This window comes from Shimia litoralis, assembly GCF_005518135.1.
Taxonomy (GTDB): Bacteria; Pseudomonadota; Alphaproteobacteria; order Rhodobacterales; family Rhodobacteraceae; genus Shimia_E; species Shimia_E litoralis.
This window is the reverse complement of the sequence record NZ_SULI01000003.1, coordinates 182,477-194,458: the sequence shown is the minus strand read 5'-3', so window position 1 is coordinate 194,458 and position 11,982 is coordinate 182,477. Positions and strand designations below refer to the sequence as shown.

General features: G+C 53.8%; 16 protein-coding genes. 11 read left to right on the top strand and 5 right to left on the bottom strand.

What is annotated here, in order from left to right; genetic code table 11:
* Positions 1-10: 10 nt before the first annotated feature.
* Both FAP39_RS04415 and FAP39_RS04410 read left to right on the top strand, forming a co-directional pair.
* Positions 11-418, top strand: coding sequence for a c-type cytochrome (locus tag FAP39_RS04415; protein WP_246058932.1), 408 nt, complete (start codon positions 11-13; stop codon positions 416-418).
* Positions 415-822 carry a c-type cytochrome gene (locus FAP39_RS04410; RefSeq protein WP_246058930.1) on the top strand — a complete coding sequence of 136 codons (408 nt, stop codon included), beginning with the start codon at positions 415-417 and terminating at the stop codon, positions 820-822. The genes FAP39_RS04415 and FAP39_RS04410 overlap by 4 nt, the downstream gene beginning before the upstream one ends.
* Here FAP39_RS04410 and FAP39_RS04405 read toward each other — a convergent pair.
* From FAP39_RS04405 to FAP39_RS04385, 5 genes are all read right to left on the bottom strand, one after another.
* On the bottom strand, positions 819-1,481 hold the full coding sequence (locus tag FAP39_RS04405; protein WP_138015173.1) for a DNA-3-methyladenine glycosylase I: 663 nt from the start codon (positions 1,479-1,481) through the stop codon (positions 819-821). The genes FAP39_RS04410 and FAP39_RS04405 overlap by 4 nt on opposite strands.
* A 48-nt stretch (positions 1,482-1,529) precedes the next feature.
* On the bottom strand, positions 1,530-2,588 hold the full coding sequence (locus FAP39_RS04400) for a YeeE/YedE family protein (RefSeq protein ID WP_138015172.1): 1,059 nt from the start codon (positions 2,586-2,588) through the stop codon (positions 1,530-1,532).
* 75 nt (positions 2,589-2,663) lie between these two features.
* Positions 2,664-3,002 carry an ArsR/SmtB family transcription factor gene (locus FAP39_RS04395; protein WP_138015171.1) on the bottom strand — a complete coding sequence of 113 codons (339 nt, stop codon included), beginning with the start codon at positions 3,000-3,002 and terminating at the stop codon, positions 2,664-2,666.
* Between the two features lie 56 nt (positions 3,003-3,058).
* Positions 3,059-3,556: a GlcG/HbpS family heme-binding protein gene (locus FAP39_RS04390; RefSeq protein WP_138015170.1), complete on the bottom strand. Its 498-nt coding sequence runs from the start codon at positions 3,554-3,556 to the stop codon at positions 3,059-3,061.
* Entirely contained in the window at positions 3,553-3,921 is a 369-nt protein-coding gene (locus FAP39_RS04385) for a thioredoxin domain-containing protein (protein WP_138015169.1), read from the bottom strand. Before FAP39_RS04385 ends, FAP39_RS04390 begins: the two co-directional genes overlap by 4 nt.
* 70 nt (positions 3,922-3,991) lie before the next feature.
* On the opposite strand from FAP39_RS04385, the gene FAP39_RS04380 reads away from it, so the two are divergent.
* The 9 genes from FAP39_RS04380 to FAP39_RS04340 all read left to right on the top strand — a co-directional run bounded on the left by FAP39_RS04380 (position 3,992) and on the right by FAP39_RS04340 (position 11,982).
* Complete coding sequence (locus FAP39_RS04380; protein WP_138015168.1) at positions 3,992-4,729, top strand: cytochrome c biogenesis CcdA family protein; 738 nt, start codon at positions 3,992-3,994, stop codon at positions 4,727-4,729.
* Positions 4,730-4,814: 85 nt separating this feature from the next.
* On the top strand, positions 4,815-5,393 hold the full coding sequence (locus tag FAP39_RS04375) for a thioredoxin family protein (RefSeq protein WP_138015167.1): 579 nt from the start codon (positions 4,815-4,817) through the stop codon (positions 5,391-5,393).
* A 181-nt stretch (positions 5,394-5,574) separates the two neighbouring features.
* Positions 5,575-6,048 (top strand): sulfur oxidation c-type cytochrome SoxX, encoded by a 474-nt coding sequence (gene soxX, locus FAP39_RS04370; protein WP_138015166.1) that lies wholly within the window; start codon positions 5,575-5,577, stop codon positions 6,046-6,048.
* 31 nt (positions 6,049-6,079) lie between these two features.
* Positions 6,080-6,511 carry a thiosulfate oxidation carrier protein SoxY gene (soxY, locus tag FAP39_RS04365; RefSeq protein ID WP_138015165.1) on the top strand — a complete coding sequence of 144 codons (432 nt, stop codon included), beginning with the start codon at positions 6,080-6,082 and terminating at the stop codon, positions 6,509-6,511.
* A 19-nt stretch (positions 6,512-6,530) separates the two neighbouring features.
* Entirely contained in the window at positions 6,531-6,860 is a 330-nt protein-coding gene (soxZ, locus tag FAP39_RS04360) for a thiosulfate oxidation carrier complex protein SoxZ (protein ID WP_138015164.1), read from the top strand.
* A gap of 73 nt (positions 6,861-6,933) precedes the next feature.
* Positions 6,934-7,782 (top strand): sulfur oxidation c-type cytochrome SoxA, encoded by an 849-nt coding sequence (soxA, locus tag FAP39_RS04355; RefSeq protein ID WP_138015163.1) that lies wholly within the window; start codon positions 6,934-6,936, stop codon positions 7,780-7,782.
* A gap of 114 nt (positions 7,783-7,896) precedes the next feature.
* On the top strand, positions 7,897-9,594 hold the full coding sequence (gene soxB / locus FAP39_RS04350) for a thiosulfohydrolase SoxB (protein WP_138015162.1): 1,698 nt from the start codon (positions 7,897-7,899) through the stop codon (positions 9,592-9,594).
* Positions 9,595-9,677: 83 nt separating this feature from the next.
* A complete protein-coding gene (gene soxC, locus FAP39_RS04345) occupies positions 9,678-10,943 on the top strand; it encodes a sulfite dehydrogenase (protein ID WP_138015161.1) in 1,266 nt (421 codons plus the stop codon).
* Positions 10,927-11,982: a c-type cytochrome gene (locus tag FAP39_RS04340; protein ID WP_138015160.1), complete on the top strand. Its 1,056-nt coding sequence runs from the start codon at positions 10,927-10,929 to the stop codon at positions 11,980-11,982. Before soxC ends, FAP39_RS04340 begins: the two co-directional genes overlap by 17 nt.

Below are 11,982 nucleotides of genomic sequence, written 5' to 3'. Positions count from 1 at the left end.
GGAGAATACCATGTCTAAGAATATGCGGATGAGCGCGCTAGCTGTCGTTGCAACCTGTTTGGTGGCCCAGCCATCTGTCGGTGATGTTGCGCAAGGCGAGGCACTGTATCTAGAGAACTGTGCGACGTGCCACGGGCTCGATTTGGATGGAAATGGCCCTATGTCCGGTGTGATGGTCATCAAACCTACAGACCTGACGATGCTGACCGAAACCAACGCCGGAGAGTTTCCCGTCGCACGTATCGTGAAGCGCATTGACGGACGCGACCCGTTGGTGTCGCATGGTAGTCCGATGCCAGTCTATGGTGATTTTTTTGAAGGCGACGATACTGCGCTTAAGACGGCGTCTGGCCAACCTATTTTGACCAGCCGCGCTGTTGCTGATCTGGTCGCCTATTTGGAAGGAATGCAACAGTGAATCCCATCCACATCGCGCCCCTCGGGCTGTTTTTACTGGTCGCGGGATGTATCAACCAAGATATGCCAGATGCCGACGAAGGCGCCAAAATTTATTCGGAAAATTGTGCGATGTGCCATGGACCCGACGGGCGCGGGAACGGTGAAAATGCCGCCGGTTTGAGCCCCAAGCCAGTGGATTTGACGCAGGAAACCCGTCGCAACGGCGGCAGTTTTCCAGTGAACAAAGTTCTGAGCCAGATCGACGGATATACCCGCGACGGTGTTGCAGGAGACGGCATGCCGGAATTCGGCACCCTCCTTGAAGGGGATTTGGTGCCTGTTGAAACCGCACCTGACACCTTTACGCCGACGCCGCGCCCACTGGCGGCTCTGTTGGCCTATCTTGAGAGCATCCAGCGCTAAAGACTACAGGCCAAGACGCGGCTGATTTCGGTCAGGCCGCGTCCGGATTCCTCCATCCATGTGTTAAACGCAGCTTGCACAGCGCGCATTGCGGATTTGGAGGTCGCTGGCTTGTCGATGACGTTCTCGGCAATAAGGCGTGCTGTGACATCGCGGCTTAGGATAAATCCGTCGCGCCCTGCAAATCGCATAGCATACTGGCCCGATACGCCGCCAAGTCTGGCCCCGTCTTTTTTCAACATATCCAAGAGGCCGATGTAATCCGTCGACGGCCAGCCGCCAAAAACAGCGCTTGCCCCACCTTTCTCGCGAAGCCGTTGCAAGAAATGGGCATTTTCCATGACCGTACGTAGCTTTTGACCATTTCGAACGATCGCGGTGTTGGACATCAACCGGTCCATGTCTTCGTCATGCAGAAAGGCGCAATAGTCGATATTAAACCCTTGAAACGTCTCTTCGAAACCATCCCATTTGGCTTCGATCACTTTCCAGTTAAAGCCCGCCTGAAAGATGCATTTGGTCATAATGGCCAACCAGCGATCCTCGGGGATGGCCGCGACTTCGGCGTCAGGCAATGGCTTGGTCAAGGTCGCTTCGAAAGTGTCCACGCCTCCGTGACGCGCCGCTGAAATTGCATAGAGGTCTTCGAAAGAACGCATGGCAAACCTATTGCTTAGGGTACAGGACAGGGATCAGTGTGCTTTGGATTACTCAGCCGGTTGGAAACCTTCGATTAACTGACGTAATCCAATGGCGGCACCTGCAAAAATGGACAAAAAGGTAACAGGAGCCGATATCGCCAACAGAGAAAAGGCGGTGATGCCTTGGCCGACAGTACAGCCGATTGCCAGAATGGCGCCCGCCCCCATAATGATTGCCCCAAGAATTTGACGGCGTAATTCGCGGGGGTCTTCGCAGGCCTCCCAGCGAAAGTGCCCCTTGATCATGGATCCAGCAAAGGCTCCGATCCAGACACCCGCAACAGAGCCAACAGCAAAGGATAGGGGCCGTACAGATCCATTCATGGCGTAGAGGATGGTTTCGCCGACGGGGGCGGAAAAGCTGTGCGACACCACGTTCAACCCGTCAAATCCGTTGGTTGCGATCCATTGCGATCCTGCCCAGCCCGACACCACAGCCAAGCCGACCACGACAGACCAGAATATTGCCGAGATATCCGTGCGTAATTCGACTGACCACAAAGCACCGATCAGCATTAAGGTTCCGATGCTCAAGCCCACAGGCACCGCTGAAATCCCCATTATGTCAGCGAGATAATGCGCAATTCCAGGTGGGACCGTGTTGGTGACTTCTATTTGTGGAAACAGCCAGTTGCGTAAAGGGGCAAGTGGGCCAGCCAACACCACATAGGCGCTGACGCCCATGACCAGTACAATAACAAAGCTACGCAGATCGCCGCCGCCAAGTCTTGCGATGGCCCCAAAGCCACAGTTTCCAGCCAAGGCCATCCCATAGCCAAACATGAGTCCGCCAATCACAGTGGCAAGCGGCATCCATCTGATCGAGAAGTAAAAGGATTCACCTGGGTCAAGCAGACCCAAACCAATCAGCGAAAATGATCCGAGAATGGCCGTGGCGATGGCCAATATCCACATTCTCATCCGTGTAGACGATCCACCATACAGTAAATCTTCAATCGCACCGAGCGTGCAAAATCGGCCCACTCGGGCAGCGAGGCCAAGCAATACGCCACCAAACAGCCCAATTAGGGCAGCAAGGTTACTGTCTCCCATCATATCCAGCATGGCCGGATCCTCCCTGTTCGAGCCGGTGTGCCAATCCTGATCTGGCGAGAGACGGCCCTGAGAAAATGTGGAGTGTCAGGTTTTGTCGTCGCAAAAAAGATCGTAGACCACTTCAAGTATACGGCGCGGACGATGATCCGCCAAACGATAATAAATAGTCTTGCCGTCGCGCCGAGGTATGACCAATCCTTCGAGGCGCAATCGTGACAGTTGCTGTGACACGGCGGCCTGCCGCGCGGACAATAAATCCTCTAGCTCGGTCACCGATTTTTCGCCCGATACCAAATGGCACAGGATCATGAGCCGACCTTCGTGGCTGATGGCTTTTAGGAAATTGGATGCAGTGGTGGCGTTATCCACCATTTGATCCATTTCCGCATCTGATATGTCATCCGAAAAAACCGGAAGTGCCATATGATGTTCCCCTCGTTCTCGCTCTTCGCCCTGTACAGCACGGCGTCTTTGCGGCGTCAAAAGGCGATTTGGTCCTCAACTGCCGCGATGCCCGCTTGGGCGCATTCTTCGTCAAGATCAGGCCCCGGGGCGCCAGATACACCAATCCCCGCCACAATGGAACCTTCGCCGTTAAACACTGGCAAGCCGCCCCCTAAGGGCAGCGCATCATCCAAGAAGCGTATCCCATAGGCCAGTTCCCCCGGTTGGGTGGTTTTATCCAATTCAAGGGTCGATGTGCGAAAGCTGACGGCTGTCCATGCTTTGCGTTCGGCGGTTTCGTAAACATGTGCTCCGGCGAAGCGGTCGCGCACAAAAATCTGTGGAATACCAAAGCGATCCACGACAGTGACCCCAACCTGGTATCCTGCGTCGCGGCAAGCAACCATGGCTGTCGTCGCCATTTCAAGTGCGACTTCGGGCTTGAGCGTTTGAAAGGACACAAAGGGTGTGTCTTCATCGGCAAATGCCGTCGATGAGACCAAGGCAGCGGCCAAAGTTAGGGCATATTTCATCGTTTGGCTCCTTCAAAACCAGCGTTTTCAGTCAACATGTTCTCTATGTGCCACCAAAAGAAATCCTCGCCAGGATACCCTTCGAGTCGCGCCAGTTCTTGACCATCATCAACCAGAATAAAGGTTGGTGTAAAATTCACTGGCCGCGCATAGGTCAAATCGTCGGGCTTTTGGCGTAGTTCCTCGCGACGCAGGGGCGCAAATTCACCCGCCTCGGTCTTCGGGTATATCGGGGCAATCTCTTCATTCCAGAGCTTGCAGGTATAACACCCGGCCTGTTCCACCATCACCAGCTCTAGAGCCCAAGTCGGAAGTGCGGTCGTAATCGTGATTGCGGCGGCGGACAGTATAGTGCGAATGTGCATGAAACACCTGATTGACGTATGAACTACACTCAACGTAATCTGAATATGTGAATTAATCAAGGAGACCGCCATGTTGGATATGTCGTTTGCCGGGGCGGCTCTTGCGGGGCTGTTGTCATTCTTTACGCCCTGTATCCTTCCGATGGTTCCGTTCTATTTGTGCTACATGGCCGGCATCTCGATGTCTGAACTTCAGGGTGATGGCAAGATCGCCCCAGGCGCGCAAAAGCGGCTGGTTTTGTCGTCGATCTGCTTTGCGTTGGGTGTGACAACAATCTTTGTCTTATTGGGGTTGGGGGCGACTGCTCTTGGACAAGCTTTTGCTCAATGGAAAGAACCGCTCAGCTATGTAGCTGCGATGGTTTTGGCAATTTTTGGCCTGCATTTCTTGGGTGTTCTGCGCATTCCCTTGCTGTATCGCGAGGCACGCGTGGAAAGTTCCGCCGAGCCGACGACAATTGTGGGTGCCTATGTGATGGGCTTGGCGTTTGGGTTCGGATGGACACCTTGCGTTGGCCCGGCACTGGCCTCGATCCTGATGATTGCCAGCGGCATGGGCGACCTTTGGCGCGGCGGCTTGCTGTTGGCGGTTTATGGAATTTCGATGACAGCACCGTTCATCGTGGCGGCGTTGTTTGCCAAACCCTTCCTTGCATGGATGCAGCGCAACCGTCGGTATCTTCCGATTGTGGAAAAGGTCATGGGTGCAATGTTGCTGATTTTTGCTATTCTGATTGCCACGAACGCTGTGAACCTGATTGCGGCGGCGATGATTGAATGGATGCCCGGATTGATGGGGTTAGGGTAAATGCTAGGTCGGCTGGCGCAGGCATCGGTATTGCACCCAGACAGGAGCTGGACATCCTGAATACACACCTGAGGAGGACCTGAACATGATACGGTTACTAACGGCATTCGCGGCACTTGTATTTGCACTGCCCGTTTTGGCAAGCGAACTTGGCGATGATGGCCTGCACAAGGCGGCGTGGTTTCAGGACACTTTTAAGGACCTTCAGGAAGATCAGGCAGAAGCGCAGGCAGAAGGCAAACAGCTGCTGCTTATCGTCGAGCAACGCGGCTGTCTGTATTGCAAGGATATGCACGAAGGCGCGTTCATGGATGCACGGGTGCTCGAGTTGTTGAGTGATGTGTATTATCCGGTTCAGATCAATTTACATGGCGATACCGAAATGGTTGATACTGACGGTGAAGCCCTGTCGGAAAAAAATGCTGCGCGCAAATGGGGTGTCTTGTTTACCCCAACAATGGTGTTTTTGCCGCCCGAGGTCGATTTCACCAAACCCGCGACCCATCAGGCTGTTGCCGTGATGCCAGGGGCGTTTTCGGCAGGCACCACGCTTGATCTGATGACGTGGGTTGCGCAAAAGCGGTATTTGGACCAATCTGAAGAAGACTTCCAACGGTACCACGCACGCATGATTCGAGAGCGTAACGATGGAGACACCCGATAGGCCCTTTGTTGCGGTAAGTTGCGCGAAGATCGGGAAATACATAATATTGATAAATTAAAGAAGCTTGCGGCAAACAATCGCAATAATTCATTTTCGTGAATTTGTTGTTGCGTTATCTATGCGCGGTAGCCTACGGTATACCGAGCTTACCTAGCCGACAATGGTAGCCAAGGGAGGAAACATGAAGCTTTCAACACTGACACTGGTGGCGTCTTTCGCTGCTGGCGCCGCAATGGCAGGGCCGGTGGCCCCTGCGGATGTGGCCTTTAATGATGAGGGTGCTGTGGAAGCATCGCTGTCTGGAATGGCAGGCGACGCGGCAAATGGCGCGGAGATCATGAAAAGTAAGAAAAAGGGCAATTGCATTTCTTGCCATGAAGTAACTGCGCTAAATGATGCGCCGTTCCACGGTGAAGTTGGGCCCATGCTGGATGGTGCTGGCGATCGTTGGACCGAAGCCCAGCTTCGCGGCATTCTTGCAAACTCGAAAATGACCTTTGAGGGCACAGTGATGCCAGCATATTACAAGGTCGATGGATTTACGCGTCCAGGAAACGCTTATACTGGCAAAGCTGCCGAAGGCGCCCTGGATCCGTTGCTGAACGCGCAACAAATTGAAGATGTGGTCGCATTCCTGATGACGCTCAAAGACTGAGCCTCAGGACCACTTGACTAAGGAGACAGAGATGGAATTCACGAGACGTGATACTCTGGCACTCGGCCTGGGCGCAGCTGCTGTCGCAGCTTTGCCAATGCAGGTGTTTGCCGGATCGCACGGCGGCAAGGTCGATGAGGCCGTTGCGGCCTTTACTGGCGGTGCAGAGATTGGCGAGGGTGGCGTAGAGCTGACCGCACCGGAAATTGCAGAGAACGGCAACACCGTTCCTGTAGAGGTATCGGCCCCAGGCGCAAGCGCGATCATGTTGTTGGCAACTGGCAACCCGACACCGGGTGTGGCCACGTTCAACTTTGGCCCGTTGGCAGGCGCACAGTCCGCTGCGACCCGTATTCGTTTGGCCGGAACGCAAGATGTTGTTGCGATCGCCAAAATGGCAGATGGCAGCTTTGTCAAAGCATCCTCGACCGTCAAAGTGACCATCGGCGGCTGCGGCGGCTAAGGCAAAGGAGAACAAGAATATGGCATCTGGTGTAAAACCCCGCGTCAAAGTCCCCAAGAAAGCAGCAGCAGGTGACGTTATCGTCATCAAGACACTGATTTCGCACAAAATGGAATCTGGTCAGCGTAAGGACAAAGAGGGCAACCTTATCCCGCGTTCGATCATCAACCGCTTCACATGCGACTTTAACGGTCAGTCCGTCATGGACGCGACATTTGAATCGGCGATTTCTACCAACCCTTACGTTCAGTTCGAGGCCACCGTGCCCGAAGCCGGTGAATTCAAATTCACTTGGTATGACGATGATGGGTCGGTCTACGAAGAGAGCAAGAAAGTCGCTATCGGTTAATCAACCGATGGACCAAGGCACAGTCCGTCTTGTCCCTGTTGTGGGGCAAGACGGTACCAAGGGAGGAAATGCGATGAAATTCAAGGCAATGACAGCAATAGCTGCACTGCTTCTGTCTGCCCCGGCAGCAATGGCTGACGAAGAGGCGGAACTGGTCGTTAATGGGGACCTGAATTTGGTAACCCGTACGGCAGCACCGGCACATCTTGCAGACAGTTTGGACGAAGTCCTGTCTGGCTGGCGGTTTCGGTCTGACGAAACACAAGCGCTGCAACTGGATGACTTTGACAACCCCGGCATGATCTTTGTGGACCAGGCAATGGACACATGGGGCACTGTTGACGGCGAAAAAGGCAAATCCTGTGCAAGCTGCCACGATGACGTGGAAACCAGCATGAAGGGCGTGCGCGCCGTCTATCCCAAGTGGAATGACAGCGCTGAAGAAGTTCGCACAATCGCCATGCAGGTCAATGATTGCCGCGAAAACGGCATGGGTGCCGAAAAATGGAAATATACCGGTGGCAAAATGGCCGCGATGGAAGCGCTGATTTCGCTTCAATCACGCGGCATGCCAGTCGATGTTGCCATTGATGGCCCGGCAGAGGTCATGTGGGAAGAAGGCAAAGAGCTGTATTACACACGCACAGGCCAACTTGATCTGTCCTGCGCCAATTGCCACGAAGACAACTATGGCAACCTGATCCGCGCTGATCACCTTTCACAAGGTCACATCAACGGCTTTCCGGCCTACCGTTTGAAAAATGCAAAGCTGAACACAGTGCATGCACGTTTCAAAGGGTGTGTGCGTGATACACGCGCCGAGACATACAAACCCGGTTCCGCCGAGTTCGTTGCGCTGGAACTTTATGTTGCGTCGCGCGGCAACGGTCTGTCCGTCGAAGGACCTTCGGTTCGTAACTAACGCTCAAAAGCCCGTTCTGGATGATCCAGAGCGGGCTTTTGTCACATTACACAAATTCATACATGCGAATATAAGCTGTATGCGTGATACACATTTAGAAAAGGCGCTTCGTCTATGATCTCTCGTCGCGATTTCCTTCAGGTCTCAATGGCCGCTTCAGCAATGGTTGGTGGTTCAGGTTTCGGCAATTGGGCCCGCTTGGCGGCTCAACAGTCGTTGACACAGGATGACTTGCTTCAATTTGATACATTTGGGAATGTATCTTTGATCCACGTCACCGATATTCACGCACAGCTCAAGCCGATCTATTTCCGCGAACCAGAGATCAATCTGGGTGTGGGCGAGGCCTATGGTAATGTCCCACACGTGACGGGGGCTGATTTCCGCAAGATGTATGGCATCGAAGACGGATCGCCCAGCCACTATGCGCTGACGTACAATGACTTTACCTCGCTCGCAAAAACTTATGGCCGCGTTGGTGGTCTGGATCGCGTATCGACAGTGATCAATGCCATTCGCGCGGATCGTCCGGATGCGATCCTTTTGGATGGCGGGGACACGTGGCACGGGTCATACACCTGTCATCACACTGAAGGCCAAGACATGGTCAACGTGATGAACGCGTTGAAACCAGACGCCATGACGTTCCACTGGGAATTTACTTTGGGATCTGATCGCGTGAACGAGATCGTCGAAGGTCTGCCGTTTGCCGCATTGGGCCAAAACATCTTTGACGCAGAGTGGGACGAACCTGCGGAGTTGTTCAAACCATACAAATTCTTTGAACGTGGTGGTGCCAAGATCGCTGTGATCGGTCAGGCTTTCCCATATATGCCGATTGCCAACCCGCGCTGGATGTTCCCCGAGTACTCCTTTGGTATCCGCGATGAAAACATGGCGGAAATGGTAACCGAAGTCCGTGAAATGGGCGCTGATCTTGTGGTGGTTCTGTCGCACAATGGCTTTGACGTCGATAAGAAAATGGCGGGACGCGTTCCTGGTATTGACGTCATCTTGTCCGGTCACACGCATGATGCATTGCCTGAGCCAGTCTTGGTCGGGGAAACCATCATTGTGGCCTCTGGATCGAACGGCAAATTTGTGAGCCGTGTTGATCTGGATGTGCGTGACGGCAAGATGATGGGCTTCCGTCACAAGTTGATCCCGATTTTCTCGGATGTGATCGCGCCGGACCCTGTGATTACCAAGCTGATTGACGAACAACGCGCGCCATATCTGGACCAATTGACTGAGGTAATCGGCCAAACCGACAGCTTGTTGTATCGTCGCGGGAACTTTAACGGCACTTGGGATGACTTGATCTGTCAGGCGCTGATTGAAGAACGTGAAGCCGATATTTCGATGTCACCTGGTGTGCGTTGGGGGCCGTCGATCTTGCCTGGTCAAGACATCACGCGTGAAGACATTTGGAATGTCACTTCGATGAGCTATGGCGAGGCCTATCGCTCTGAAATGACAGGCGAGTTCATTCACGTTATTCTCGAAGATGTTGCGGATAACCTGTTCAATGTTGACCCCTATTACCAACAAGGTGGCGACATGGTGCGCATCGGCGGCATGGCCTATCGGATCGACGTGAGCAAACCACAGGGTAGCCGCATCAGCGACATGACCCTGCTTAAAACGGGCGAAGCGATTGACCCTTCCAAAAACTATGTTGTGGCTGGTTGGGCCTCGGTGAACGAAGGCACAGAAGGCCCGCAGATTTGGGATGTGGTCGAAGATCACATTCGCAAAAAGGGTACTGTGACAGTCGAATCCCACGAGAACGTCAAGGTCGACGGCATCTAAGCCAGACAACCCATTGAAATTTAATTTGTATTTCGGCCGGCTTCTGTCGGTCGACCAATAAGATAAAGAGGAGGCATAGCCAGATGACAATGAGCTTCAAAGGCACACCCTCGCGCCGCGCGTTCCTAAAGGGCGCAGTCGCGGCCGGAGGTACTGTCGCCAGTGCCGGCGCCGCAAGCGCCGCTGGGGACCCGTTGATCACCGAGGTGCAAGAATGGGCATCGGCAACCGGAGAGGGCGTCGACGCGACGCCATATGGTCTGCCAATCAGTTATGAGTCCGATGTTGTGCGTCGCAATGTGGAGTGGCTGACGGCAGATACGATTTCGTCGATCAACTTTACACCGATTCACGCGCTTGACGGCACGATCACCCCGCAGGGATGCGCGTTTGAGCGGCATCACTCTGGGGCGATCGACCTCAAGAAAGAAGACTATCGGTTGATGATCAACGGCTTGGTCGATCAACCTCTGGTCTTTACATATGAAGATCTGGAACGGTTCCCGCGCGAAAACCGCGTATATTTCTGTGAATGTGCTGCGAACACCGGCATGGAGTGGGCGGGCGCACAGTTGAATGGCGCGCAATTCACCCACGGCATGATCCACAATATGGAATACTCCGGAATTCCACTGCGGACGTTGCTGGAAGAAGCTGGCGTGCAGACCGAAGGAAAATGGGTCTATGTTGAGGGCGCAGATGCGTCATCAAATGGCCGTTCCATTCCCTTGGAAAAAGCAATGGATGACGTTCTGGTGGCCTTTAAGGCCAACGGAGAAGCTCTGCGCAAAGAGCATGGTTACCCCGTGCGTCTGGTTGTTCCCGGATGGGAAGGCAATATGTGGATTAAGTGGCTTCGCCGAATCGAAGTCACCACGCAAGCCATTGAAAGCCGTGAGGAAACGTCGAAATACACTGACACGCTTGCAAACGGGATTGCGCGCAAATGGACGTGGGAAATGGATGCAAAATCTGTTGTCACAAGCCCAAGCCCGCAGGCCCCTATCAAGCATGGCCATGGTCCGCTTGTGATCACTGGTTTGGCATGGTCAGGCCGCGGTGCGATCACGGGCGTCGATGTGTCCGTGGATGGCGGGAAAACGTGGCAAGAGGCGCGTTTGGGGGCTCCGGGTCAGGACAAGGCGCTGAGCCGCTTCTATCTGGACTACAATTGGCAAGGCGAGGAAATGTTCCTGCAGTCGCGTGCCAAAGACAGCACCGGATACGTGCAGCCGACCAAGACACAACTGCGTGACGTACGTGGGCTGAACTCAATTTATCACAACAACTGTATCCAGACTTGGTGGGTCAAATCCAACGGGGAGGCCGAGAATGTCGAAGTTTCTTAATTTAGTTGCCGGGACCGCTCTGGCCTCGACATTGATCGCCGCGCCAGCGATGGCCGAAAAATACGGTTTGGGCCGTCCTGCTTTGGCAGATGAAATTGCGGCTTGGGACAAAGATGTGGCCCCTGATGGTACGGGTTTGCCTGCGGGTTCAGGTGATGTTCTGACTGGCGAAGAAGTCTTTGCGGACAACTGCGCGATCTGCCACGGCGATTTTGCCGAAGGTGTGGACAATTGGCCAAAACTGGCTGGTGGTGCAGGCACATTGGATCATGATGACCCCTTGAAAACCGTTGGGTCCTACTGGCCATATCTGTCGACAACTTGGGACTATGTGAACCGCTCGATGCCGTTTGGCGACGCGCAGTCTCTAAGCCCCGACGAGGTCTATGCAATTGTTGCCTATATTTTGTATTCCAATGACTTGGTGGACGAAGAATTCGTGTTGTCGAACGAAAACTTTACCGATGTGGCTTTGCCCAACGTCGACGGGTTCATTCTGGACGACCGTGAAGTGTCCGAAAAGCACTTCTGGAACCCAGAACCTTGCATGACCGACTGTAAGGACAGTGTGGAAATTACCATGCGTGCCTTGGTGCTTGATGTGACTCCGGAAAAATCCGGTGAGGACTCCGCTGCTGCACCTGCTGCCGCCGAAGAGGCCGCAGCACCAGTGCAAGAAGCAGCGCCGGAACCAGAGGTCGTTGCTGTTGTGATTGACGAAGAGCTGGCCAAAAAGGGCGAAAAGGTCTTCAAGAAATGCAAAGCCTGCCATCAGGTTGGTGAGGGTGCCAAAAACAAAACTGGCCCTGCACTGAATGGGATTGTGGGCAAAACGGTCGCGATGGCTGACGGCTTTAAATATTCTAAACCCATGGCGGCTTTGGGCGCTGAGGGCAAAGTCTGGAGCGAAGAAGAACTTGCTGCGTTCCTGACCAAGCCCAAAAAGTACCTCAAGGGAACCAAGATGTCCTTTTCCGGTTTAAAAAAGGAAAAAGACATCGCCGCGGTGACCGAATATCTAAAATCTTTTCAGGACTAA